This is a genomic window from Streptomyces sp. NPDC028289 (genome assembly GCF_055565975.1).
Window position 1 is genome coordinate 567,006 of record NZ_JBVHTI010000007.1, and the last position, 24,002, is coordinate 591,007.

21 protein-coding genes are annotated in these 24,002 nt (G+C 72.4%); 12 read left to right on the forward strand and 9 right to left on the reverse strand.

All coding sequences use genetic code 11. From position 1 onward, the window contains the following. Positions 1-102 precede the first annotated feature (102 nt). Complete coding sequence (locus ACZ4UV_RS35800) at positions 103-984, forward strand: NAD(P)-dependent oxidoreductase (RefSeq protein ID WP_467843661.1); 882 nt, start codon at positions 103-105, stop codon at positions 982-984. 105 nt (positions 985-1,089) lie between these two features. Further along, positions 1,090-1,365 (forward strand): DUF1876 domain-containing protein, encoded by a 276-nt coding sequence (locus ACZ4UV_RS35805; protein ID WP_089102439.1) that lies wholly within the window; start codon positions 1,090-1,092, stop codon positions 1,363-1,365. Positions 1,366-1,399: 34 nt separating this feature from the next. Here the strand turns inward: ACZ4UV_RS35805 and ACZ4UV_RS35810 are convergent, their stop codons facing one another. The 6 genes from ACZ4UV_RS35810 to ACZ4UV_RS35835 all read right to left on the reverse strand — a co-directional run bounded on the left by ACZ4UV_RS35810 (position 1,400) and on the right by ACZ4UV_RS35835 (position 6,283). After that, the gene (locus tag ACZ4UV_RS35810; protein WP_451016233.1) at positions 1,400-2,569 is read right to left on the reverse strand and encodes a serine hydrolase domain-containing protein; all 1,170 of its coding nucleotides are present in this window, start codon (positions 2,567-2,569) and stop codon (positions 1,400-1,402) included. Between the two features lie 100 nt (positions 2,570-2,669). Beyond that, the gene (locus ACZ4UV_RS35815; protein ID WP_293997707.1) at positions 2,670-3,074 is read right to left on the reverse strand and encodes an organic hydroperoxide resistance protein; all 405 of its coding nucleotides are present in this window, start codon (positions 3,072-3,074) and stop codon (positions 2,670-2,672) included. A 175-nt stretch (positions 3,075-3,249) separates the two neighbouring features. After that, positions 3,250-3,723, reverse strand: a complete 474-nt coding sequence (locus ACZ4UV_RS35820) for a MarR family winged helix-turn-helix transcriptional regulator (protein ID WP_451016232.1) — start codon at positions 3,721-3,723, stop codon at positions 3,250-3,252. Positions 3,724-3,733: 10 nt separating this feature from the next. Continuing rightward, on the reverse strand, positions 3,734-4,489 hold the full coding sequence (locus ACZ4UV_RS35825; protein WP_451016231.1) for an energy-coupling factor ABC transporter ATP-binding protein: 756 nt from the start codon (positions 4,487-4,489) through the stop codon (positions 3,734-3,736). Next, complete coding sequence (gene cbiQ, locus ACZ4UV_RS35830) at positions 4,486-5,247, reverse strand: cobalt ECF transporter T component CbiQ (protein WP_451016230.1); 762 nt, start codon at positions 5,245-5,247, stop codon at positions 4,486-4,488. Before cbiQ ends, ACZ4UV_RS35825 begins: the two co-directional genes overlap by 4 nt. 1 nt (position 5,248) lies before the next feature. Continuing rightward, positions 5,249-6,283 carry an energy-coupling factor ABC transporter permease gene (locus ACZ4UV_RS35835; protein WP_451016229.1) on the reverse strand — a complete coding sequence of 345 codons (1,035 nt, stop codon included), beginning with the start codon at positions 6,281-6,283 and terminating at the stop codon, positions 5,249-5,251. A 175-nt stretch (positions 6,284-6,458) separates the two neighbouring features. Between ACZ4UV_RS35835 and ACZ4UV_RS35840 the strand changes: the two genes are divergently transcribed. After that, complete coding sequence (locus tag ACZ4UV_RS35840; RefSeq protein ID WP_293997421.1) at positions 6,459-6,806, forward strand: SsgA family sporulation/cell division regulator; 348 nt, start codon at positions 6,459-6,461, stop codon at positions 6,804-6,806. A 152-nt stretch (positions 6,807-6,958) separates the two neighbouring features. Here ACZ4UV_RS35840 and ACZ4UV_RS35845 read toward each other — a convergent pair whose 3' ends face one another. From ACZ4UV_RS35845 to ACZ4UV_RS35855, 3 genes are all read right to left on the reverse strand, one after another. Continuing rightward, positions 6,959-8,629, reverse strand: coding sequence for a penicillin-binding transpeptidase domain-containing protein (locus tag ACZ4UV_RS35845; protein ID WP_467843668.1), 1,671 nt, complete (start codon positions 8,627-8,629; stop codon positions 6,959-6,961). Positions 8,630-8,731: 102 nt separating this feature from the next. Then, positions 8,732-10,342, reverse strand: a complete 1,611-nt coding sequence (locus ACZ4UV_RS35850; RefSeq protein WP_451022697.1) for a penicillin-binding transpeptidase domain-containing protein — start codon at positions 10,340-10,342, stop codon at positions 8,732-8,734. Positions 10,343-10,498: 156 nt separating this feature from the next. Continuing rightward, positions 10,499-12,289: a dolichyl-phosphate-mannose--protein mannosyltransferase gene (locus ACZ4UV_RS35855; RefSeq protein WP_451022698.1), complete on the reverse strand. Its 1,791-nt coding sequence runs from the start codon at positions 12,287-12,289 to the stop codon at positions 10,499-10,501. A 129-nt stretch (positions 12,290-12,418) separates the two neighbouring features. Between ACZ4UV_RS35855 and rsmI the strand changes: the two genes are divergently transcribed. The 9 genes from rsmI (at position 12,419) to ACZ4UV_RS35900 (ending at position 23,938) form a co-directional block, all read left to right on the forward strand. After that, positions 12,419-13,267 (forward strand): 16S rRNA (cytidine(1402)-2'-O)-methyltransferase, encoded by an 849-nt coding sequence (gene rsmI / locus ACZ4UV_RS35860; protein ID WP_390046910.1) that lies wholly within the window; start codon positions 12,419-12,421, stop codon positions 13,265-13,267. A gap of 462 nt (positions 13,268-13,729) precedes the next feature. Then, the gene (locus ACZ4UV_RS35865) at positions 13,730-14,164 is read left to right on the forward strand and encodes a hypothetical protein (RefSeq protein WP_467843672.1); all 435 of its coding nucleotides are present in this window, start codon (positions 13,730-13,732) and stop codon (positions 14,162-14,164) included. Positions 14,165-14,217: 53 nt separating this feature from the next. Further along, positions 14,218-15,150: a TatD family hydrolase gene (locus ACZ4UV_RS35870; protein WP_467843675.1), complete on the forward strand. Its 933-nt coding sequence runs from the start codon at positions 14,218-14,220 to the stop codon at positions 15,148-15,150. 157 nt (positions 15,151-15,307) lie between these two features. Then, the gene (locus ACZ4UV_RS35875; RefSeq protein WP_451023036.1) at positions 15,308-16,717 is read left to right on the forward strand and encodes a ubiquitin-like domain-containing protein; all 1,410 of its coding nucleotides are present in this window, start codon (positions 15,308-15,310) and stop codon (positions 16,715-16,717) included. Positions 16,718-16,781: 64 nt separating this feature from the next. Continuing rightward, the gene (gene rsmA / locus ACZ4UV_RS35880; protein ID WP_467843679.1) at positions 16,782-17,651 is read left to right on the forward strand and encodes a 16S rRNA (adenine(1518)-N(6)/adenine(1519)-N(6))-dimethyltransferase RsmA; all 870 of its coding nucleotides are present in this window, start codon (positions 16,782-16,784) and stop codon (positions 17,649-17,651) included. Next, positions 17,648-18,559: a 4-(cytidine 5'-diphospho)-2-C-methyl-D-erythritol kinase gene (locus ACZ4UV_RS35885; RefSeq protein ID WP_467843682.1), complete on the forward strand. Its 912-nt coding sequence runs from the start codon at positions 17,648-17,650 to the stop codon at positions 18,557-18,559. Before rsmA ends, ACZ4UV_RS35885 begins: the two co-directional genes overlap by 4 nt. Positions 18,560-18,779: 220 nt before the next feature. Further along, complete coding sequence (locus tag ACZ4UV_RS35890; RefSeq protein ID WP_467843685.1) at positions 18,780-20,078, forward strand: hypothetical protein; 1,299 nt, start codon at positions 18,780-18,782, stop codon at positions 20,076-20,078. Between the two features lie 49 nt (positions 20,079-20,127). Next, positions 20,128-21,936 (forward strand): ABC-F family ATP-binding cassette domain-containing protein, encoded by a 1,809-nt coding sequence (locus ACZ4UV_RS35895; RefSeq protein ID WP_451021963.1) that lies wholly within the window; start codon positions 20,128-20,130, stop codon positions 21,934-21,936. A 262-nt stretch (positions 21,937-22,198) separates the two neighbouring features. Then, complete coding sequence (locus tag ACZ4UV_RS35900; RefSeq protein WP_467843688.1) at positions 22,199-23,938, forward strand: outer membrane protein assembly factor BamB family protein; 1,740 nt, start codon at positions 22,199-22,201, stop codon at positions 23,936-23,938. Positions 23,939-24,002: the final 64 nt, after the last annotated feature.

Below are 24,002 nucleotides of genomic sequence, written 5' to 3' on the forward strand. Positions count from 1 at the left end.
CCGGCGTTTTCCGGCGCGCCGCCGGGATACCTGGATGCCGCGCGCCGGCCGGCCCGCGGTACGTCAAGCTGGCTGCGCACCGTACGGAGACAGGGAGACGTCATGACCGACAAGCCGACCGTGGGCATGCTGGGCACCGGCATCATGGGCGCCGCGATGGCCCGCAACCTCCTGAGGGCCGGGCACACCGTCCGGGTGTGGAACCGCACCCGCGCCAAGGCGGAGCCCCTCGCGGCCGACGGCGCCCAGGTCACCGGCACACCGGCCGAGGCCGTCGAGGGCGCCGACGTCGTCCTGACCATGCTGTACGACGGCGCGACCGCTCTGGAGACCCTGCGGGAGGCGGCCGGGTCGCTGCGGCCCGGAGCCGTCTGGGTCCAGTCGACCACCGCGGGCCTCGACCAGATCCCCGCACTGGCCGCGTTCGCCGCCGAGCACGGCCTGGTCTTCTACGACGCCCCGGTCCTCGGCACCCGCCAGCCCGCCGAGGCCGGACAGCTCACCGTCCTGGCCGCGGGGCCGGAGCGGGACCGGGAGAAGGTCACGCCCGTCTTCGACGCGATCGGCGCCCGCACGGTGTGGACCGGCGACGACGGGTCGACGGCCGCCGCGACCCGGCTGAAGCTGGTCGCCAACAGCTGGGTCCTCGCGGCCACCGCGGCGACCGGCGAGGTGGTCGCGCTGGCCCAGGGGCTCGGCGTGGACCCGCAGCGCTTCTTCGACCTGATCGCGGGCGGCCCCCTCGACATGGGCTACCTGCGGGCCAAGGCCGGGCTGATCCTCGACGGCGGGCTGACCCCGCCGTCGTTCGCGGTGGACACGGCCGGGAAGGACGCCCGGCTGATCGTCGACGCCGGCGAGAGCCACGGCGTGCGCCTGGACGTCGCCCGGGCGGCCGCCGAACGCTTCGCCCGCGCCGCCGCCCAGGGGCACGCCGACGAGGACATGGCCGCCGCGTACTTCGCCAGCTTCGAGGACAAGTAGCCCGGGTCTTCGGCAGCAGGCCTCGGGGCCCGGGCCGACGTGACGGGCCGGGCCCCGAGGGAGCACCCTGGAAGCAGTGATTCCGGAGGTGGTCCCGTGATGAACATGATGAAAACCGCTGTGGGATGGCATGTCGAGATGGAGTTCCTGGAGGACGACACGCACACGCGCGCGGTGGCCCTGGTACGCCTGCCCGACGGCACCGAGGTACGGGCGCACGGCCACGCGAGCCGGCACGAGTCCGACAGCAACCAGCCCAGAGTCGGCGAGGAGATCGCCGGCGCCCGCGCCCTGAACGAACTGGCCATGCAGTTGCTGTCCAAGGCGCACGGCGAGATCGACGCACTGTCGGGGCGGCACTCGCACCCGATCAACGTGTGAGCGGCAGGCGCGGGAGCGCGGGTGCGTGCGGTGGTTACGACAGCGCCGTGCGCACCGCGCGCACCAGCGCCTGCGCCCGCGGGTCCGCCGTCACGCTCTTGCGGAAGCCGTTGGTGACGTAGCCGAAGGCGATGCCCGACTCGGGGTCCGCGAAGGCGAGCGCGCCGCCGCGGCCCGGGTGGCCGAAGGAGCCGGGGGAGAGCAGCGGGGACGCGCTGCCGTGCAGCATGTAGCCGAGCCCGAAGCGGGTGGCGACCACCAGCACCCGGTCGGGACCGGCGGACTGCTCGGCTCGGGCCAGCTCCACGGTCTCCGGCGTGAACAGCCGCCTGCCGCCGTCGACCTCGCCGATCAGGGAGGCGTAGAAGCGGGCCAGGCCGTCGGCGGTGGCGATGCCGTTGGAGGCGGGCAGGGCGGCCGCGCGGTAGGCGGGGTCGTTCTCGTCCGGGAGCGGGCTGATCGCGCCGAACGCCCGGCGGGTCAGCGAGCCGGGGTCGGCGTACGCCTCGGAGACGGCCCGCTTGGGCCGGGTCCGCAGCGCGCCCGCGGTCTCCGGCGCCGGTACCGGCCCGACGCGCCCCACGCGCGCCCGCTCCGCATCGGGCAGCCCGAGCCACAGCCCGGCGCCGATCGGTCCGGCGATCTCGTCCGCGATCCACTCGCCGACGGTCCGCCCGGTCACCCGCCGCACCAGCTCGCCGGTCAGCCAGCTGTACGTCTGCGCGTGGTAGCCGTGGTCGGTGCCCGGCTCCCACACCGGCGCCTGCGCCGCCACGGCGGCCGCGCCGAGGTCGGGGTCGGCGGCCTCCGCGGGCGTGAGCGGCCGGTCCAGCACCGGCACGCCCGCGCGGTGCGCGAGCAGCTGCCGCACCAGCGTCCGCTCCTTGCCAGCCGCCTTGTACTCCGGCCAGTGGTCACCCACCGGCGCGTCCAGGTCCAGCTCCCCGCGCTGGTGCAGGAGCAGCAGCACGGCGGCGGCGACGCCCTTGGTCGCCGAGCGCACGACCTGGGCGGTGCCGTGCTCCCACGGCGCCTCGCCGGCGTCCCCGTCGAAGTCCCGGGCACCGCCCCACAGGTCGACGATCCGGTGCCCGTCCCGGTACACGGCCACCGCCGCGCCCCGGTCCCCGAGCCGCTCGAAGTTGCCCGCGAACGCGTCCCTGACCGGCTCGAAGCCCGCCGCCACAGTGCCGTGCACGTCCACGCCCGGATCCCTCCACCCACTCGCCGGTGACAGTGAGTGGAACATGGCCGCGGGGCCCCGGATTCCTCGGTACGACGTGGTCTGCGGCACGTGCCCGGGGTCAGCCGAGCACGATCGTCACCTCGATGTTCCCGCGCGTGGCGTTCGAGTACGGGCAGACCTCGTGGGCGGCGTCCACCAGCTTCGCCGCGATGTCCGCGTCCAGCACCGGGAGCGAGACGCTGAGCGCGACCGCGAGGCCGTAGCCGCGCTGCTTGTTGGGGCCGATGCCCACCTTCGCGGCGACCGTGGAGCCGGTCAGGTCGTAGCCCGCGCGGTTGCCGACGAGGATCAGCGCGTTGTGGAAGCAGGCGCTGTAGCCCGCCGCGAACAGCTGTTCCGGGTTGGTGCCGTTGCCGTCCCCGCCCAGCTCCGGCGGCATCGCGACCTTGAGGTCGATCTGGCCGTCCTGACTGCTCACATACCCGTTCCGGCCGCCGTGCGCGGTCGCCTCGGCGACATACATGATCTTCGTCGGACGAGAGTCGACGGTGGCGCCTTCGATCACGGCGGGACCTCCCCCAGGGCGGAAACGGTGGTGGGCAACACAGAAGTGTGCAAGCACATCGTGCACAAGGTACCGACCGGTAGGAAGCCCTGCGGCCACCAGGGGGGTGGAAACCGTGGGTAACAGCCGACGGCTATAACGGCCGCACGGCCGCCCGGCCCGCCCGCTCCGCGAGGTCCCGCAACTCCTCGCGCAACCGGGCCACGTCGGCCCCGCCGAGTCCCGTCGTCGTGAGCAGGGCGCCGGGGATGCTCGCCGCGCGCTCCCGTAGTTCCTCCGCGCGCCCGGTGCACGCGACGAGCACCGAGCGCTCGTCCCGCTCCGAGCGCTCCCTGCGCACCAGCCCCGCCCCCTCCAGCCGCTTCAGCAGCGGCGACACCGTGCCGTAGTCGAGCCGGAGCGCCTCCGCCAGTTCCTTCACCGTGGTCTCGCCCCGCTCCCACAGGACGAGCAGTACGAGGTACTGCGGGTAGGTGAGCCCGAGTTCGTCGAGGAGCGGGCGGTAGGCGGCGGTCACGGCGCGCTGCGCGGCGTACAGCGCGAAGCACAGCTGGTCGTCCAGCCGCGGCGGCCCCACAGGGGTCCCGGCGTCCTCTTGATGCGTCACGCCCCCATTGTCACGGACGCGGGACGAACCCGAAGGGCAGTTCAAGGCGGTGGGCGCGCATCAGTTCCTCGTCGGCCAGGAGTTCGGCGGTGGGCCCGTCGGCGGCGATCGTGCCGTCGCTGAGCACCAGGGAGCGCGGGCACAGCTCCAGGGCGTACGGGAGGTCGTGGGTGACCATCAGGACCGTCACGTCCAAGGAGCGCAGGATGTCGGCGAGTTCGCGCCGGGAGGCCGGGTCGAGGTTGGAGGAGGGCTCGTCCAGGACGAGGATCTCCGGTTCCATGGCGAGGACGGTCGCCACCGCCACCCGGCGGCGCTGCCCGAAGGACAGGTGGTGCGGCGGGCGTTCGGCGAAGCCGGCCATGCCGACCCGGTCCAGGGCGGTACGCACGCGTGCCTCCAGCTCCGCGCCCTTCAGCCCGGCCGCCGCCGGCCCGAACGCCACGTCCTCGCGGACCGTCGGCATGAACAGCTGGTCGTCCGGGTCCTGGAAGACGATGCCGACCCGGCGCCTGATCTCCGCCATGTGCCGCCTGCCGACGGGCAGTCCGGCCACCGTCACCGTGCCCGTGCCGCCGCCCAGGATGCCGTTGAGGTGCAGCACGAGGGTGGTCTTCCCGGCGCCGTTCGGCCCGAGCAGCGCGACCCGTTCGCCGCGTGCGACGGAGAAGTCCACGCCGAACAGCGCCTGGTGCCCGTCGGGGTAGGCGTAGGCGAGGCCGGAGACCTCCAGGGAGGCGGGAGCGGAGGCGGGAACAGCGGTCACAGGGCCCGTCCCAACAGGCAGACGACAAGGGCGGACAGCGGCAGCGCGAGGGCGTACGACCACTCGGCCCGGGACGCGGTCACCTCGTCGACGACCGGCATCGAACCGGAGTACCCCCGGCTCACCATGGCCAGGTGGACGCGCTCCCCGCGTTCGTAGGAGCGGATGAACAGCGCGCCCGCGGACTTCGCGAGCACGCCCCAGTGGCGTACGCCCCGCGCCTCGAAGCCGCGCGACCGACGGGCGATCCGCATCCGGCGCATCTCGTCGGTGATGACGTCGCCGTAGCGGATCATGAAGGAGGCGATCTGGACGAGCAGCGGCGGCAGCTTCAGCCGCTCCAGGCCGAGGAGCAGCTCGCGCAGCTCCGTGGTGGCCGCCAGGAGGACGGAGGCGGCGACGCCCAGCGTCCCTTTCACCAGTACGTTCCAGGCGCCCCACAGGCCGTTCACGCTGAGCGAGAGGCCCAGCACGCCGACCTGCCGGCCCTCCGCGACGAACGGCATCAGGACCGCGAAGGCGACGAACGGCACCTCGATCAGCAGCCGCTTCAGCAGGAAGCCGGCGGGCACGCGCGCGTGGCGCGCGACGACCGCGATCAGCACGGCGTACAGCGCGAACGCCCACATCGCCGTGCGCGGGGTCGAGACCACGACGACCACGAAGGCGAGGGCGGCGGCGAGCTTGGTGTGCGGCGGGAGGGCGTGCACGCGCGAGTGGGCGTGCCGGTAGAGCCGGTGCACGTGCCCGGCACCCACGTCAGCGCACCTCCGCAGGGGCGCCGGTACGGCGCCTGCGCACCGCCCAGAACACGGCGCTGCCCGCGATCACGGTCGTACCGACCCCGATGACGCCCGCGAGGCCGCCGGAGAGCCGGGCGTCCGAGACGTCCTCGACGCCGTAGTCGGCGAGCGGGGAGCCGGCCGAGGCGTGCTCCTTCGTCTTCGTGTCGATGCCGTGGTCGTGGGCGACCTTCTCCAGGCCGTCGGGGCTGGCGGACGCGTAGTGGCTGACGAACCCGGCGAGCACCAGGGAGGCCGCCAGGCCGCTGATCCACAGTGCGCGGCGGGAGGTGCGCGCCGCCACGGGCGCGGTCGGCTCCGGCGCGTCCACCAGGACGCCGTTCACGCGCAGCTTCAGCCCCTGCCGCAGCCCGCGCGCCCCGTACACCAGGTCGGGGCGTACGGCGATGACCGCGCCGACCGTGAGCGCGGTGATCGCGGCCTCGCCGACGCCGATGAGGACGTGCACGCCGATCATGGCGCCGGCCACCTTGCCGATGGCGACGTCGGTGGTGCCGCCGACCGCGTAGAGGAGCGTGAAGGCGACGGCGGCGGCGGGCACGGAGAGCAGGGCGGCGACGAATGCGGCGCCGGTGACCGAGCGCCGGCTGCGGGGCAGGACCTTCACCAGGCCGCGGAAGACGGCGTAGGCGACCACCGTCGTGACGACCGCCATGTCGGTGATGTTGACGCCGAGCGCGGTCAGCCCGCCGTCCGCGAACAGGATGCCCTGCATGAGGAGGACCACGGACACGCACAGGACGCCCGTGTAGGGGCCGACGAGTATCGCGGCGAGCGCCCCGCCCAGCAGATGGCCGCTTGTTCCGGCCGCGACGGGGAAGTTGAGCATCTGTACGGCAAAGATGAACGCCGCCACGAGGCCGGCCAGCGGCGCGGTGCGCTCGTCGAGCTCACGGCGGGCCCCGCGCAGGCCGACCGCGAGGGCACCGGCCGCGATCCCGGCCGTGACCGCGGAGGTGGGGGCGTCGATGAATCCGTCAGGTACATGCACGGTTCGATTTTAGGGTCCTATTGCGAAGCTTTTGCAAGAGCGAGAAGGTCGTCACATCCGGAATCGCGCGCGAGTGCGGCGACCCCGTCAAGCACAAAACGGAAAATGTGCGACATTGGATAAGAAAGCGGATGCACGGCTTTCGCGCGGATCACGGAGCGTAAAGGGCAGTCCGATGTCTGTAGTCGAGCAGTATGCGCGAGCCCACATCGTCACGGACGAGGACGCGCGGGACGAGCCTCCCGCGGTCCCCGTCGTCCTGCGCTACGACCCCGACGCCGACCCGCGGTCGGTACAGGTCGGCCTGCCCGGCACGGACGAGTGGACGTTCTCGCGCTCGCTGCTGGAACAAGGCCTCAGGGCGCCCGCGGAGAGCGGCGACGTACGCGTGTGGCCGCTCGGGCGGGTCCAGGCCGTGGTGGAGTTCCACTCCGACCACGGCACGTCGGTGGTGCAGTTCGAGTCGAAGGCGCTGTTGCGGTTCCTCCGGCGGACGTACATGGCCACTCCCGTGGCCGGATGAAGCGACCCTGCGGCGCTGAGCGCTGCGCTGGATGTGCCGCGATAGCCGTCTGCCGACTGCGCCGCCGTCGTGGCTGGTCGCGCGGTTCCTCCCCCCGCCTTCGGCCGGGGGTACCCCCAGCGCCCCCGAAGGGGCGCTGCCGTCGGACCCGCTTAGAGAGACGCTCCGAGCTTCAGCAGTGCCGCCACGATCGGTCCGGCCGTGTCGCCGCCGTGCCCGCCCGCCTGGACCACGCCCGCCGCGGCGAAGTCCCCGCAGTACGCGGTGAACCAGCCGTTCGGCTTCTTCTGGCCGTCGACCTCGGCCGAGCCGGTCTTGGCGCCGCAACTCGAACTCAGTCCCGACATCGCCTTGGCCGCCGTACCGTACGCCGCCGTGTACTGCATGACCTCCTTCAGCTGCGACTGCGTCTTCGACGACATCGTGCGCGAGGCCTTCGCGATTGTCCGGTTGTCGACGCTCGGGGCGACCAGGTAAGGCTGATGGAAGGAGCCGGTGTCCACCGTGGCCGACACCGACGCCATGTTCAGCGGGTTCATGCGCACCCCGCCCTGCCCGATCAGCGAGGCGCCCATCTGCGCGCCGCTCTGCACCGGGACCGAACCGTCGAAGGTCGGGACGCCGATGGCCCAGTTGTTCATGCCGAGGCCGTAGACCTGCTGGGCCTCGGTGGTCAGGTCGCTGTTGGAGAGCTTGGGCGCGAAGTCGATGAAGGCGTTGTTGCAGGAGGCGCCGAAGCTCAGCTTGAACGTGCCCTTCTTGATCTCGGAGTCGTCGTCGTTGTGGAACGTCCACCCGGCGAGCTTGTACGTCTTCGGGCAGGGGTGCGAGGCGTCCGGGGTGATGAGCCCCTTCTCGAACAGCATGGTCGACGTGATGATCTTCATCGTGGAGCCGGGCGCCAGGGAGCCCTGGAAGGCCACGTTGAAGCCGTGGCTGGAGTTGGCGACGGCGAGGACCTCGCCGGTCGACGGGCGCATCATCACGACCGAGGCGTTCTTCTGCGTCATGACCTGCTTCTCGGCGGCCGCCTGCAGGGTCGGGCTGAGCGTGGTCTTCACGGTGCCCGGCGTGCCCTTGCTGAGCTCCAGGAGCGTCTTGTCGGACAGCTTGGCCTTCTCGGACGCCGCGCCGCGCACCACGCGAAGTTCGACGCCCGCCTTGCCGCCGGCCTTCTTGCCGAACTTCTCCCGCAGCCCGTCGAGGACCGAGCCCAGCGACGGGTACTTGGCGGTGGTGATCTCCCCGCCGTCGCGGTCCAGGGCCTTGATCGGCGGGGTGCCGGACTCGCCGGTGACCAGGGTGTCGCCGTCCGCGAGGTCCGGGTGGACGACCGCGGCGTGCCAGTTCACCACCGGCTTGCCGTCGATGGTCCGGCGGATCACGGTGAACGCGGAGTCGTACGACAGGGGCTTGCTGACGCCCTTGTACGACACGGTCGCCTTGACGGAGAACGGGACCTTGTCGCCGGTGCGGGTGCCCTCGGTGAGGGTGACGCCCGTGACGTGGGCGTCCTTGGCATAGCCGGTGAGGAGCTTGATGCAGGCCTTGCTGTCGTCCGTGACGGCGGCGGCCTGCGTGACCTTGCCCTGCTGCCAGGACGACAGGAAGGTGCGCGCCGTCGTCTGCACCTCGGTGGCGGACAGCGGGCCGGTCTTGACGGGCTTGTGGTCGGCCGTCTTCGCCGTCGACGCGTCGGCGGCCCCGCCGTCGTAGAGCGCGTAGAGGCCGAAGCCCACGCCGCCGACGACGACGGCGATCACCCCGCCGATGACGGCGGGTCTGTGCTTCCGTCGCTCGGCGACGCGCCTTCTCTTGCCCACTGGTCAGTTCCTCCGCGCATTCCCCAGGGTCCCCGCCGCCCCGTAGCCCTCACGCTCCCCAACGACGACACCAGCCTAGAGTCCCGGCCTGTGGGGGTGACGTCAGCCTCCGATCCGTAGCACGCTTGCGACAATCGGACCGGCCGCGTCGATGCCGTGGCCGCCGTCCTGGGTCATGGCCGCGGCCGCGACGTCGTTGCGGTAGCCGGCGAACCAGCTGTTCGACTTGGTCTGGCCGTCGACCTCCGCCGAACCCGTCTTGGCGCCGATGCTGCCGCTCAGCCCGCGCATCACACCGGCGGCGGTGCCGCTGGTCGCGGTGCGGTTCATCATCGCGCGCAGCTGGCCGACCGTGGCGGGCGACAGACCCTTCGCGGTGGCCAGTTCACGGCCGTCCAGCTTCTGCGAGACGAGCACCGGCTGCCGGAAGGTACCGGTCATCGCGGTCGCCGCCACCGACGCCATGTTCAGCGGGGACATCTGCACCTGGCCCTGGCCGATCAGGTTGGCCGCGGTGTCCGGGCCGCCGGAGGCGGGGACCCGGCCGTCGAAACTCGGGATGCCCACCTTCCAGTTGTTCTTCCCGAGCCCGAACCGGTCCTCGGCCTCCTTGGTCAGCGAGTCGACCTGGACGGAGTCCGCGTACTTCACGAACGCCGTGTTGCAGGAGCGCGCGAAGCTGTCCGAGAGGGTGGCCTTCTCGTCCGGCTGGAGTCCCTTGAGGTTGCTGAAGGTCTGGCTCTGCCAGGTCGCGGTCGGCGGGCAGGGCGCCGGGCCGGTCGCCGTGGTCAGGCCGGTGTCGATGAGGGTGGCCGCGCTGATGATCTTCATGGTGGAGCCGGGCGCCAGCTCGCCGAGGAAGGCCGCGTTGAAGCCGTCCTCGCGGTGGTTGGCGACCGCCAGCACCTCGCCGGTGCTGGGCTTGACGGCCACCACCGAGGACTCGGCGTACTTCGTCACCGCGGTCTCGGCGGCGGCCTGCACGCGCGCGTCGAGCGTCGTCCGCAGCTTGCCCGCCCTGCCCTCCTCGAGGGTCAGCAGGGTGGTGTCGGCGGACTCCTGGGACGCGTGCTGGATGACCAGCTCCACGCCCGGGGTGCCGCCCGCCTTGTCGCCGTACCGGCTGCGCAGCTCGTCCAGGATCGGGCCCAGGGACGGGTACTTGTCCTTCGTGAGGACCGTGCCGTTGCGGTCCACGGCCTCGATGGGCGGGCTGGCCGCCTCGCCGGTGGACAGGGTGTCGCCGCGCTTCAGCTCCGGGTGGACCACCGACGGGTCCCAGTCGACCAGCGCGCGGTGCGTGGTCTCGCCGCGCACGATCGTCAGGCGGCTCTTGTAGGCGAGCGGCTTCGACTGCCCGCCGTAGGACACGGTCGCCTTCACGCTGTACGGGACGGTGGCGCCGGTCGCCTTGCCGGGCGTGATGTGCACGTCCTTGATGTGCGCCACGTCGCTGAACGAGGTGAGTACCGGTTCGGCGTCGGCGGAGTCGTTCGTGAGCGACGCCGCGGTCGCCGACTGGCCCTTCTCCCAGGCCGTGAAGAACTTCTGCGACGCGTCCTCGACCTCGTCCTTCGTCGGCGGCCCGGTCCGCACGGCCGGTGTGCCGTCACCGTGCAATGCCGACAGGACGTTGTAGGCGCCGTACCCGCCCCCGCCCAGCACGGCTGCGCAGACGCCGCCGATCAGGGCGCCCTTGACCCCCTTGCGCATGGTGCGAAAGTCCCTCCCCGTGAGCTTTTGCCGCATTTTGTGAACGCGTTCAAAAGCTGGTTGTGGGTCGCACTCTAGGTCGTTGTGGGGACCCTGTGACAGGTGTTGACCGATTGTTGGCCGAACTGTTGGCCCAACAGAGATCAGGGATGTGGCTCACACCCAGGTGTCGAGCCACATACGTGAACGCCACGAGTCGATGGGGATCGCCGTGCCCGTGTACAGCGGCCAGAAGTAGATGAAGTTCCACGCGATCAGCAACACCAGGACGCCCGCGCTCGACGCGCCGACCAGGCGGCGGGTGTCACTGGAGCCCGGCGGGCCGATGATCGCGCCGATCATCATGGCCACCGCGAGACACAGGAACGGCACGAAGACGACGGCGTAGAAGAGGAAGATCGTGCGCTCCTGGTACATGAACCAGGGCAGGTAACCGGCCGCGATGCCGCACGCGATGGCACCGGCCCGCCAGTCGCGGCGGAACGCCCACCGCCACAGGATGTAGGCGATCGCGAAGCAGGCCGCCCACCACAGCAGCGGGGTGCCGATCGCGAGCACTTCGCGGGCGCACTTCTGGCCGGCGTCCGACGGGCAGCCGTCCACGCCCGGGGACGGCGACTCGTAGTAGTACGACACCGGGCGGCCCAGCACCAGCCAGGACCACGGGTTCGACATGTACGTGTGCGGCGACGACAGGCCGACGTGGAACAGGTACACCTCGTGCTCGTAGTGCCACAGGCTGCGCAGCCAGTCCGGCAGGAACGTCCAGCTTCCGCCCTTGCCGTCGGTGGCCGCCCAGTTGCGGAAGTAGCCGCCGGTGCCGTCGGTGGGGGAGAGGATCCAGCCGATCCAGGAGGCCAGGTAGACGGCGATCGCCACCGGGACCGTCGCCAGGAACGTGATCCCCGTGTCGTGCGCCAGGACCGCCTTGTACGGGTGCCGGGCACCGGCCACCTTGCGGGCGCCGACGTCCCACAACAGCGCCATCAGGCAGAACGCGGCCAGGATGTAGAGGCCGTTCCACTTGGTGCCGATCGCGAGGCCCAGCAGCACGCCCGCGGCCCAGCGCCAGGGCCGCCACCCGAAGCGGAAGCCGTCGGCCACGCGCGCGTCCGGGCGGACCCGGCCGTCCGCGTCCGGCGGCAGTGCGGCCGCCAGCTTCGCCCGCGACCTGTCGCGGTCGATGACCAGGCAGCCGAACGCGGCCAGCACGAAGAACATCAGCACCCCGTCGAGCAGCGAGGTGCGGCTCATCACGAAGTGCAGCCCGTCCACCGCCATCAGCCCGCCCGCCAGGCAGCCCAGGAACGTGGACCGGAACATCCGGCGCCCGATCCGGCACAGCAGCAGCACGCTCAGCGTGCCGAGCAGCGCGGTCATGAACCGCCAGCCGAACGGGTTGAAGCCGAAGATCAGCTCCCCGAGCCCGATGACGTACTTGCCGACCGGCGGGTGCACGACGTACGCCGCGTCCACCGGGATGCCGACGTGACCGGCCTTCTGCAGGATCAGGTCGTTGGCGTTCTTGTCCCAGTTGACCTCGAAACCGCGGTGGACGAGCGCCCACGCGTCCTTCGCGTAGTACGTCTCGTCGAATATCACCGCCTTGGGACTGCCCAGGTTCCAGAACCGCAGCAGGCCCGCCATCAGCGTCACCAACAGCGGACCGCCCCAGCCCGACCAGCGCGTGATCCGCTCGGCGAGCACCGGGGGCACCCCCAGGGCGAGCCACAGCCGGGAGCCGGGCTCCGCGTACGGCGGCACCAGGCGGTCGACGACATCGGTGGGCGCGCCGGACCCGGCGGCGCCTCTGTCACCGGGGCCGTGCGCCGTGTGCGCCGGGCTCGCCGTGTAGCCGAACCGGCGCAGCCGCTGCTGCCACGTCGGCCGCTCGTCGAGCGCTGCCTGGCCCTGCCGGGTGTCCGTGGAGGACGCGGTACTGGTCACCGCGCCATCGTAGGGAACCGTTCTGTGTGAGTCCCGTGCAATGGGGCTTCGCGGTGGGTTCCTTTGCGTGCACCGCCCCGGGTGTCCGCCGGGGACGGCGCTGTCGGTGGCGGCTGCGAGGATGGAGGCGTGACTGGAACCCTTGTCCTCGCAGGCACCCCCATCGGCGACGTCGCGGACGCGCCGCCCCGGCTCGCCGCGGAGCTGGCCGGCGCCGACGTGATCGCGGCCGAGGACACGCGGCGGCTGCGGTGGCTCACCCAGGCGCTGGGCGTGACGCCCAAGGGGCGCGTGGTGTCGTACTTCGAGGGCAACGAGGCCGCCCGCACACCGGAGCTGGTCGAGGAACTCGTCGGCGGCGCGCGCGTGCTGCTCGTGACCGACGCCGGGATGCCGTCCGTCTCCGACCCCGGCTACCGGCTGGTCGCGGCCGCCGTGGAGAAGGAGATCCGGGTCACGGCCGTGCCGGGGCCGTCCGCCGTGCTCACCGCGCTCGCGCTGTCCGGGCTGCCCGTCGACCGGTTCTGCTTCGAGGGGTTCCTGCCGCGCAAGGCGGGCGAGCGCCGCTCGCGCCTCCAGGAGGTCGCCGAGGAGCGTCGCACCCTCGTGTACTTCGAGGCCCCGCACCGCCTCGACGACACCCTCGCCGCCATGGCCGAGGTCTTCGGCGCCGATCGGCGGGCCGCCGTCTGCCGTGAGCTGACCAAGACGTACGAGGAGGTGCGGCGCGGTCCGCTGGCCGAGCTGGCGGTGTGGGCCGCCGAGGGGGTGCGCGGCGAGATCACCGTCGTCGTCGAGGGCGCGCCCGAGCGGGGGCCGGAGGAACTCGACGCGGAGGAACTGGTGCGGCGCGTGCGGGTGCGGGAGGAGGCGGGGGAGCGCCGCAAGGAGGCGATCGCGGCGGTGGCGGTGGACGCGGGGATTCCCAAGCGAGTTGTTTTCGACGCCGTCGTTGCCGCGAAGCGCTCCGCTGAGTGAGAGCAGGTGTTCTCCGGGAGCGCCGTTGTGGTTGCTCCTGCGTAGCGGTCCGCGGCTCGTGGACGGCTGGTCGCGCAGTTCCCCGCACCCCTTACGGGGCGCCTCGGGGCCGGGGTTTCGAAGGGAGTGCTCCTTGATCTCTGAGCGAGCCGCTTCTCGGCTGAGCGTGCGCCCCTGACTTGCGGTGATGTGTCCTCTGAGCGGGGTGCTTCTCCTCTGAGCGCGCGCCCCACGGGACGGTAAAGCAAGGGCGGGAAACGCAAAGCCCAGCCCACTGCGGCGAGGCCCCTTTGGCAAGCCGGATCCAAATCGCCTCCAACACTCGGCAGGCCTGTCGCATTCGCGCCGGTGAAGGCGTCCACTGGTCAGCAGGGACGCACCCGTCCCTCACCCCCATGGGATTCCGGGGGGAATCCCCGCGCCGGGGGTGCGTGCTTGTCCAAGCGGACAAGAGGAGCTGGCATGAGTGAGATCGCAGGGCAGACCGGCCTCCGCGGTGCGGCCACAGCCGTCGTCCACGAGTCGTATTCCTTCGCCTGCATGCGATGCGGGCACGGCTGGGAGCAGTCGTACGAGATACAGCACCACACCGACGCCGACAACCACGAGTTCATCCGGTACGTGGCGAACGGCCGGGTCGTCCCGTCACCGCTGAGCAGGCCCTCGTGCCAGAACTGCGACGGGCAGGTCCTGCGGATCATGCGCGCGGGACAGGTGTCGTCGGTGCGGAACGCCGCGCAGCGGTCGCACCAGCCGTCGGCGCAGGACCGTCCCGCCGGGCAGGCCGGTGCGGAGACCGGGCCGGTCGAGGCGACGGAGGCCTCCGCAGAGGTCAGGCAGCCGCACCACTGGCACCTGTCGGATCTCCTGCATCCCTTCCAGCGCAAGGCGAGCTGATACGGGCCCTGGGCGTGGGTCCGGCGGGCATGCCCCTTTCGTAGGATCGGGGCATGCCTTCGAACGCCCCTGGTAGGGCCTCCCGTACGGCCGACAAGAACGCGGCGCCGCCGCTTCCGGAACCCCTCCGGGTGCCCGTCGCCGACTCCCACACGCACCTCGACATGCAGTCCGGCACGGTCGAGGAGGGTCTCGCGAAGGCCGCGTCGGTGGGGGTCGCGACCGTCGTCCAGGTCGGCTGCGACATCAAGGGCTCGCGGTGGGCGGCCGACACCGCCGCCGTGCACGCGAACCTCCATGCGACCGTCGCGCTGCATCCCAACGAGGCCCCGCGGATCGTCCACGGGGATCCTGGGGGCACCTCCCAGCCCCCTGGGGCTGGGGGAGGCTGGTCCCGCCAGGGGGCGCGGGTGCCCGGCGGCGACGCCGCGCTCGACGAGGCGCTCACCGAGATCGACCGGCTGGCCGGGCTGCCTCAGGTGAAGGGCGTCGGCGAGACCGGGCTCGACTACTTCCGCACCGGGCCCGAGGGCAAGGCGGCCCAGGAGCGCTCCTTCCGCGCCCACATCGAGATCGCCAAGCGGCACGGCAAGGCCCTCGTCATCCACGACCGGGACGCCCACGCCGACGTCCTGCGCGTCCTCAAGGAGGAGGGCGCCCCCGAGCGGACGGTGTTCCACTGCTACTCCGGGGACGCGGAGATGGCCGAGGAGTGCGCCCGCGAGGGCTACTTCATGTCCTTCGCCGGCAACGTCACCTTCAAGAACGCCCAGAACCTGCGCGACGCGGTGGCGGTGGCCCCCCTGGAACTGCTGCTCGTGGAGACCGACGCGCCCTTCCTGACCCCGGCGCCGTACCGCGGACGGCCCAACGCCCCGTATCTCATTCCGGTCACGGTGCGCGCGATGGCCGCCGTGCGCGGCATCGACGAGGACGCGCTGGCGACGGCCCTGGGCGCGAACACGGCCCGCGCCTTCGATTACTGAGAGTGCATCGATCATAACTGGCGCATAACGTTCACGAGGGCGCACCTTCGGTCTGGTCGCGACCGTGGGTAGTCGTGCCGCTTTGGAGAGTGACGACAGCTCCGCTAGGTTCTGGGGGCCCGATCCGGACCCCTCTGGCCCTCTGGAGCGTGTCGGCGTGAGCACATCGCAGTACGAGACGTCTGGGGCGTACGAGCCCTACGGCGCGCCCGGAGTGCACGGCGCGCAGGAGATGTACGGCGTGCACGACGCCGAGACGCTTGCCTACGGCCCGGCGTACGGGGACGACACGTACCAGCCGGCCTACGAGGCCGCGGCGCAGGCGGCGCAGACGGCGCGGTCGTACGTCGGTGAGCAGGTGCCGCCGCGGCAGGACGAGCGCGGGGCGGCGGAGGAGGCGCGGGACGCGGGTGCGCATGCCGGCGCGGGGCGCCGCGCCGCACGCCGGCGCAAGGCGCGGAACTCCCGGCGCCCCGAGTCCGCCGTGCGCCGCCTGCTGCCGCAGGCCCTCGTCGTCGCGTTCCTCGCGGGCGGCACCACCGCGTTCCTCGCCAAGGACAAGGCGATCGAGTTGACCGTCGACGGCAGACCGCGCACCTTGCACACGTTCGCGGACGACGTGACCGGCCTGCTGGCCGAGGAGGGCGTACCGCTCGGGGCGCACGACGTGGTCGCGCCCGCCCCCGGTACGGCCCTGGCCAGCGGCGACGAGGTCGCGGTGCGCTACGGCCGTCCCGTACGGCTCACGCTGGACGGCGAGCGGCGCGAGGTGTGGACGACGGCGCGCACGGTGGACGGGGCGCTCAGGCAACTCGGGGTACGTGCCGAGGGCGCATACCTGTCGGCCTCGCGCTCCCAGAGCATCGGACGCGCCGGACTCGCGCTCGACGTACGCACCGAGCGCACGGTCACGATCCTGGCGGACGGCCGGACCCGGACCATCCGCACCAACGCCGCGACCGTCGGCGAGGCCGTCGAGGAGGCCGGGATCACCCTGCACGGCCAGGACACCACCTCCGTGTCCCAGTCCGGCTTCCCGCGCGACGGGCAGACGGTGACCGTGCTGCGCGTCACGGGCAGCAAGGAGGTGCGCGAGGAGACCATCCCGTTCCAGGTGCGGCGGACGGCGGACCCGACGCTGTTCAACGGCACCGAGGTGGTGGAGCAGGCCGGGCGGCCGGGGCTGCGCCGTGTGACCTATTACCTGCGGTCCGTCAACGGAGTCCGGCAGAAGGCGCGCCGCGAGACGTCCGAGGTGGTCCGCCGGCCGCGCACCCAGCTGATCAAGGTGGGGACCAAGCCGCACCCCGACTCCGTGACCGGCGCCGACGGCCTGAACTGGCACGGTCTCGCCGTCTGCGAGTCCGGCGGCCGCGCGCACGCGGTGGACCCCTCCGGGACGTACGGCGGGCTGTACCAGTTCGACACCCACACCTGGCACAGCCTCGGCGGCAACGGCCGCCCGCAGGACGCCTCGGCGGAGGAGCAGACGTTCCGCGCGAAGAAGCTCTACGTGAGCCGCGGCTCCACGCCCTGGCCGCACTGCGGGGCGCGGCTGCACAAGTGACCGGGGGAAGCGGCCGCACGGGTGACCGGCCGGAGGCGTCCCCCGGGGCCCGTACCCTTGTCCCGTGAGCAGCCCCACCCCCGACGCCCTCCTCGGCCCCGCCGACATCCGTGAGCTGGCGGCAGCGCTCGGTGTCCGCCCCACCAAGCAGCGCGGCCAGAACTTCGTGATCGACGCCAACACGGTCCGCCGTATCGTCCGCACCGCCGAGGTCCGCCCGGACGACGTCGTCGTGGAGGTCGGCCCGGGGCTCGGGTCCCTCACGCTCGCGCTCCTGGAGGTCGCCGACCGGGTCACCGCCGTCGAGATCGACGACGTGCTGGCCGGCGCCCTGCCCGCGACGATCACGGCGCGCATGCCGGCGCGCGCGGACCGGTTCGCGCTGGTCCACTCCGATGCGATGCACGTCACCGAGCTGCCGGGACCGCCGCCGACCGCCCTCGTCGCGAACCTTCCCTACAACGTCGCCGTCCCCGTCCTCCTCCACATGCTCGACACCTTCCCGAGCATCGAGCGGACGCTGGTGATGGTGCAGTCCGAGGTCGCCGACCGGCTCGCCGCCGGACCCGGCAACAAGGTGTACGGCGTGCCGTCCGTCAAGGCCAACTGGTACGCCGAGGTGAAGCGCGCCGGTGCCATCGGGCGCAACGTCTTCTGGCCCGCGCCCAACGTCGACAGCGGGCTCGTCTCCCTCGTCCGGCGCGCGGAGCCGCTGAAGACGACGGCCTCGAAGCGCGAGGTCTTCGCGGTCGTCGACGCGGCGTTCGCGCAGCGCCGCAAGACCCTGCGGGCGGCGCTCGCCGGGTGGGCCGGGTCCGCGGCGGCGGCCGAGGCGGCGCTGGTCGCCGCCGGGGTCTCCCCGCAGGCCCGTGGCGAGGCGCTGACCGTGGAAGAGTTCGCGAGGATCGCCGAGCACAAGGAGTCCGGTAAGTGAGCGTCACGGTACGCGTCCCCGCCAAGGTCAACGTCCAGCTCGCGGTGGGCGCCGCACGCCCCGACGGCTTCCACGACCTGGCCAACGTCTTCCTCGCCGTCGGCCTCTACGACGAGGTCACGGTCACGCCCGCCGACGAGCTGACCGTCACCTGCGAGGGCCCGGACGCCGCCGAGGTCCCCCTCGACCGCACGAACCTCGCGGCGCGCGCCGCGCTCGCGCTCGCCGAACGCCGGGGCATCGAAGCCGCCGTGCACATCCACATCGCCAAGGACATCCCCGTCGCCGGCGGCATGGCCGGGGGGAGCGCGGACGGGGCGGGCGCGCTGCTCGCCTGCAACGAGCTCTGGCGCGCGGGCGCCTCCCGCGCCGAACTCCTCGCCATCTGCGCCGAACTGGGCAGCGACGTGCCGTTCAGCCTGGTCGGCGGGGCGGCTCTCGGCATCGGACGGGGCGAGCAGCTGACCGTGCTGGAGACCGGCGGCACCTTCCACTGGGTGTTCGCGATGGCGGAGCGGGGGCTGTCGACGCCGGCGGTCTTCCGCGAGTTCGACCGGCTGGTGCAGGGGCGGGACATCCCGGAGCCGGTGGCCTCGGCGGAGCTGCTCCAGGCGCTGGCGAAGGGGGACGCGGACGCGCTGGCCACCGCCGTCTCCAACGACCTCCAGCCCGCTGCCCTGTCCCTCTTCCCGGAGCTCGCGGACACCCTCGACGCGGGACGCGGGGCCGGAGCGCTCGCCGCCCTCGTCTCGGGCTCGGGCCCCACGACGGCCTTCCTCGCGCGCGATCCGGAAGCGGCCACGAAGATCGCCGACGCCCTACGAGCCTCCAACACCTGCCGCACGATCCGCACAGCAACGGCCCCCGCACCGGGCGCCACGGTGACCCGCCCCGCCACAGCGCCGTAACAGGGCCGCGCGGTCGGCGAAGGCCCTGTCGGCTGGTCCGTCGAAGCTACGGCTCGCAGCGCCCCGAAGGGGTGCGGGGCCGTATCCGATATGCGGCTGCCGCCGCGCGGGCGCGACCAGCCACGACGGCGCAGCAGCCGACACACGGCATGTCGTGGCACTCCCAGCGGAGCGCATAGGCTCCGCTTCCGACGTGGGCGGGCGGGGAGGGAGCGCACACATGGGCACGGGGGACGCGGTCGCGGACCGGCTCGTCGCGGCCGTACGGCGCGGGGACGCCGAGCAGGTCCGGGAACTGCTGGACGCCGGCGCCGACCCGGACACCGACGACGGGAGCACGGGTCTGCCGGTGCTGTGCCGGGCGATCTCGGCGGACGACCAGCCGGTCGCCGAGGCCCTGGTGCAGGGCGGAGCCGACCCGCTGCGGCGGCTGCCCGACGGCACCACCCCGCTGCTGCGGGCGATGGAAGACGGATCGCCGGGCCTGACCCGCGCCGTCCTCCCCGAGGTGGCCCTCTACCCCGGGCCGCCGCGCGAGGAACTGCTGGGCCACGCCCGCCGTCTGGCGGGCCTCGACCCGGAGGCCGAACTGCGGCGCCGGACCGGCCTGCCGGGCCCCGTCGGGCGGACCCGGCGGCTGGACGACATCGGCTGCCGGTACGAGCGGCTCACCCTCGGCGGGCTGACGCTGGGCGACGGGCACGCGGCCTTCCTCACCGCCCTGGAGGCGAAGCTGCGGCTGCGCATGCCCTTCGCCGAACTGCTCGCGCGCGCCCTGACCCGCCCGGACCGCGACCACGCGGTGTGGACGGCATCGGTGCTGGCGCTGGGCGCGCGGCTGGACGACGAGACCTGGGCCGAGGCCACCCGGCTCGGCCGCGACCCCGATCCGCTGCACCGGCTCTTCGCCGCGGACGTGCTGCTGAGCACGATCATCGCGGACGCCCAGCGCCGCGAGCCCGCCCTTCAGGACCGGGCCCTCGCCTTCCGCCCCTGGGCCGAGCGGGAGCCGGACACGGACGTGCTCGCCGTCCTGCTCAACGGGCTGACGTGGACGAGCGGCCCGGAGACCGAAGCCATCGGCCTGGCGTACCTCACGCACCCCGACCCTCTGATCCGCGGCTGGGTGCCCAGCCTGCTGGACAGCGACGAGGGCGTGCTGCGCCCGGAGGGCCTGGCCGCGGTGCTCGCCCTGGCCCGCGACCCGGACCCCGAGGTACGCGAGCGGACCTGTTTCTGGCTGTGGCACTACAAAGGCCCCGAGCCGGAGATCGGGGACCTGCTGGTGGAGCTCACGCACGACGAGCGGCAGCCCACGCGCGCGTACGCGGTCGCGGCGCTCGCCCTCCGCGACGACCCGCGCTGCGTGGCGGCCGAGCACCGCATCGGACCCCTGGAGCCCGGCATGGCCCCCGACACCCTGCCGCTGACCGCGGTGTGGTGGTACCAGCGGCGTCATGGGGAGCAGAAGGAGGAGCAGGAGGAGGAGCCGAAGGAGGAGCAGAAAGGCGACGGCTGACGTCCGACTACCCTGGATGGGCGATCCATCCCCCGTGCGCAGGAGTGAAATGGCCGTCAACCTGGTCAATGTCGAGAACGTCAGCAAGGTCTACGGCACCCGTGCCCTGCTGGACGGCGTCTCGCTCGGCGTCTCGGAGGGCGACCGCATCGGCGTGGTGGGCCGCAACGGCGACGGCAAGACCACCCTCATCCGGATGCTCGCCAAGCTGGAGGAGGCCGACACCGGCCGCGTCACCCACTCCGGCGGGCTGCGCCTCGGCGTCCTCACCCAGCACGACTCCCTCGACCCGGCCGCCACCGTCCGGCACGAGGTCATCGGCGACATGGCCGACCACGAGTGGGCCGGCAACGCCAAGGTCCGCGACGTCCTGACCGGTCTCTTCGGCGGCCTGGACCTGCCGGGCTTCCCGAAGGGCCTGGACACCGTCATCGGGCCGCTCTCCGGTGGTGAACGACGCCGTATCGCGCTCGCCAAGCTGCTCATCGAGGAGCAGGACCTCCTCGTCCTCGACGAGCCGACGAACCACCTCGACGTCGAGGGCATCGCCTGGCTCGCCCGGCACCTGCGCGAGCGCCGCTCGGCGCTGGTCTGCGTCACCCACGACCGCTGGTTCCTCGACCAGGTCTGCACCCGCATGTGGGACGTGCAGCGCGGTGCCGTCTACGAGTACGAGGGCGGCTACTCCGACTACGTCTTCGCCCGCGCGGAGCGCGAGCGGATCGCGGCCACCGAGGAGACCAAGCGGCAGAACCTGGTCCGCAAGGAACTCGCCTGGCTGCGCCGCGGCGCCCCCGCCCGTACCTCCAAGCCGCGCTTCCGGGTCGAGGCGGCCAACGAGCTGATCAAGGACGTGCCGCCGCCGCGCGACACCTCCGAGCTGATGAAGTTCGCCTCGTCGCGGCTCGGCAAGACCGTGTTCGACCTGGAGGACGTGACCGTACAGGCCGGGCCCAAGGTGCTGCTCAAGCACGTCACCTGGCAGCTCGGTCCCGGCGACCGCATCGGCCTGGTCGGCGTCAACGGCGCCGGCAAGACCTCGCTGCTGCGCGCCATGGCCGAGGCCGCCCGGACGGAGGGCGAGGCACAGCCGGCGGGCGGCCGGGTCGCCGTCGGCAAGACGGTGAAGCTGGCCTACCTCTCCCAGGAGGTCGCCGAACTGAACCCGAACACGCGGGTCCTGGAGGCGGTCCAGCAGGTACGCGAGCGCGTCGACCTCGGCAAGGGGCGCGAGATGACGGCCGGGCAGCTGTGCGAGACGTTCGGCTTCAACAAGGAGAAGCAGTGGACGCCGGTCGGCGACCTGTCCGGCGGTGAGCGCCGCCGGCTGCAGCTGCTGCGCCTGCTCATGGACGAGCCGAACGTCCTCTTCCTCGACGAGCCCACCAACGACCTCGACATCGAGACCCTCACCCAGCTGGAGGACGTCCTCGACGGCTGGCCCGGCTCGATGATCGTGATCTCCCACGACCGGTTCTTCGTCGAGCGCACCACCGACCGCGTCTTCGCCCTCCTCGGCGACGCCACGCTGCGGATGCTGCCGCGGGGCATCGACGAGTACCTGGAGCGCCGACAGCGCATGGAGGAGGCGGTCGCCGCCACCGCCGGCGCCGCGGCCGCCAAGCCCGCCACGACCGAGCGGAGCGCCGCCGACCAGCGGGCGGCCAAGAAGGAACTCCAGAAGATCGAGCGGCAGTTGGACCGTATCTCCGAGAAGGAGACCAAGCTGCACGACCAGATCGCCGCGAACGCCACGGACTTCGCGAAGGTCGCCGAACTCGACGCGCAGCTCCGCGACCTCGCCGGGGAGCGCGAGGAACTGGAGATGCGCTGGCTGGAGTTGGCCGAGGACGCGTGACGGGTGCCCCGACCGGCGTGAATCAGCCCTCTGCGGGCCCGCGCGCAACCCCCTTGCGCGGGCCCGGTGAAGGGGGCGTGAAGGCGCGTAACGGTGGCATCACGGGGCGGTTCTCCCTTGGGAACAGCGGCAGATGCGCGCCCGTGGGCTGTCGGTGGCGGGTGGTAGAAAGGTCAGTCTGAGAACTGCCTGAGTGCGACCGCGGGTCCGTCACCAGCCTCGGGCATGGCTCGAAATCAGTGAACGAGGGGGAAGAACGCTGATGACCCAGCCGCCCGGCCAGCCGCCGCAGGGCGCTTTCGGAGCGCCGCAGGACCAGCCGCCGCCGGGCGGCGGATTCGGCGCCCCGCAACAGCCGCCCGTACAGGGAGCTTTCGGCGCGCCCCAGGGCACGCCCCCGCTCCCGCCCCAGCCGCCCCACCAGCCCCAGCCGGGGTACGGCTACCCGCAGCAGCCCGCCCCCGGCCCCTACGGCACACCGGGTCCGTACGGGCCGCAGCCCGGGTACGGGTACCCCCAGCAGCAGCCGCAGTACCCCGGCGGACCGGGGATGCCCCCGCCTCCCGGCGGCGGAGGCGGCCGCGGGCCGTTCAGGGGGAAGCCCGCGCTGATCGTCGCGGCGGCGGTGGCCGGGCTGCTGGTCGTCGGAGGCACGGTGTACGCCCTGACCGGCAGCGGGGGCGGCGGCAGGAAGCCGGTCGCCGGGCAGTCCGACGACCCGAAGGCCTCCGGTACCCCGGTCGACCCGGGTGACGGCAGCGGCGGCGGTGCGGACCCGGAGAACCTCAACGCGGGCCGCAAGTCCGGCGAGGCCAAGGTGCTCTGGTACAAGTCGGCACCCGACGCACCCGCCTCCGGCGCCGACGCGCCCGGCATGTGGATCACCGGGAAGACGGCGGTGAAGGCGGCGTACAAGCAGGTCTTCGCCTACAAGGTGGGCAACGGCGACCCGGCCTGGGCCCCGATCACGTTCCCGCAGAAGATCTGCGCGGTCACCTCGCAGAAGTCGGCGGACGACAAGGTCGTCGTGGCCTACATGAACGGCACCAGCGACCGCGCCAAGTGCAACCAGCTGCAGGAGATCGACCTCGACACGGGCCAAAAGGGCTGGACCGCGACCGTCGCCGACGGCGGGCTGTTCGACAGCGTGCTCAGCATCGAGCTGACGATCAGCGGGAAGACGCTGATGGTGGGCCGTTCCGAGTCCGGCACGGCGTACGACCTCGGCAGCGGCGACAAGCTGTACGACAAGGAGAAGTACGGTGCGTCCTGCTTCCCGACGGCGTTCGCGGGCGGCACGGACCGGCTGGTCGAGGTGGCCTCCTGCGGTGCCGGCGGCAGCGCCGAGCACAACGAGATCTCGCAACTCGACCCCGCCACCGGCAAGGTCGAGTGGACCCAGCCGGTCAAGAAGGGCTGGCAGGTCGAGCGCACCTACTCCGTCGACCCGCTCGTGGTCTACATGACCAACGAGGACAAGAAGGCCTGGAACATCTCGGTCCTGGACGGCAAGGGCGCGTTCCGTTCCGAGGTCAAGGTCGACGAGAAGTTCGCGCCCCAGTGCGGCTGGGCACTCCTCGTCCGTGACCTGCAGGGCTGCCAGGGCGTGGCCGCCGACGCGAACACCCTCTACCTGCCGACGGACGTGAGCGGCAGCGCCAACGAGATCGTCGCGATCAGCCTCACCGACGGCAAGGCGAAGTGGCGTGTGAAGTCCCCGACGGACGAGTCGATGTACCCGGTCAAGGCCGAGGGCGGCAAGCTCGTCGCCTACGTACGGCCGTCGTACGACGCGGGCGGCCAGGTCGTGTCGATCCCGACCACCGGCTCCGCCCACTCCACCACCCGGCTGCTGCAGAACCCGCAGCACACCGCCGACATCGAGGGCGGCTTCTACGACGGCGCGGTCGACTGGGTCGACGGCCGCCTCTACCTCTCCTCCACACGGCTGACCGGCAGCGACGAGGCGAAGGAGAAGCTGATGATGGCCTTCGGCAGCTGAGCGGGGCTCATCCCGAGCCGTCCCGCGCCGCCCCGCACTCCGCGCCGTCCCCAGCCGTCTCACG

Bases quoted from the DNA above. Each gene is read 5' to 3' on its own strand.
- ACZ4UV_RS35800 (WP_467843661.1), top strand. From the start codon at position 103: ATGACCGACAAGCCGACCGTGGGCATGCTGGGCACCGGCATCATGGGC.
- ACZ4UV_RS35805 (WP_089102439.1), top strand. From the start codon at position 1,090: ATGATGAAAACCGCTGTGGGATGGCATGTCGAGATGGAGTTCCTGGAG.
- ACZ4UV_RS35815 (WP_293997707.1), bottom strand. From the start codon at position 3,074: ATGTATGTCGCCGAGGCGACCGCGCACGGCGGCCGGAACGGGTATGTG.
- ACZ4UV_RS35840 (WP_293997421.1), top strand. From the start codon at position 6,459: ATGTCTGTAGTCGAGCAGTATGCGCGAGCCCACATCGTCACGGACGAG.
- ACZ4UV_RS35850 (WP_451022697.1), bottom strand. From the start codon at position 10,342: ATGCGCAAGGGGGTCAAGGGCGCCCTGATCGGCGGCGTCTGCGCAGCC.
- ACZ4UV_RS35865 (WP_467843672.1), top strand. From the start codon at position 13,730: ATGAGTGAGATCGCAGGGCAGACCGGCCTCCGCGGTGCGGCCACAGCC.
- ACZ4UV_RS35870 (WP_467843675.1), top strand. From the start codon at position 14,218: ATGCCTTCGAACGCCCCTGGTAGGGCCTCCCGTACGGCCGACAAGAAC.
- ACZ4UV_RS35890 (WP_467843685.1), top strand. From the start codon at position 18,780: ATGGGCACGGGGGACGCGGTCGCGGACCGGCTCGTCGCGGCCGTACGG.
- ACZ4UV_RS35895 (WP_451021963.1), top strand. From the start codon at position 20,128: ATGGCCGTCAACCTGGTCAATGTCGAGAACGTCAGCAAGGTCTACGGC.
- ACZ4UV_RS35900 (WP_467843688.1), top strand. From the start codon at position 22,199: ATGACCCAGCCGCCCGGCCAGCCGCCGCAGGGCGCTTTCGGAGCGCCG.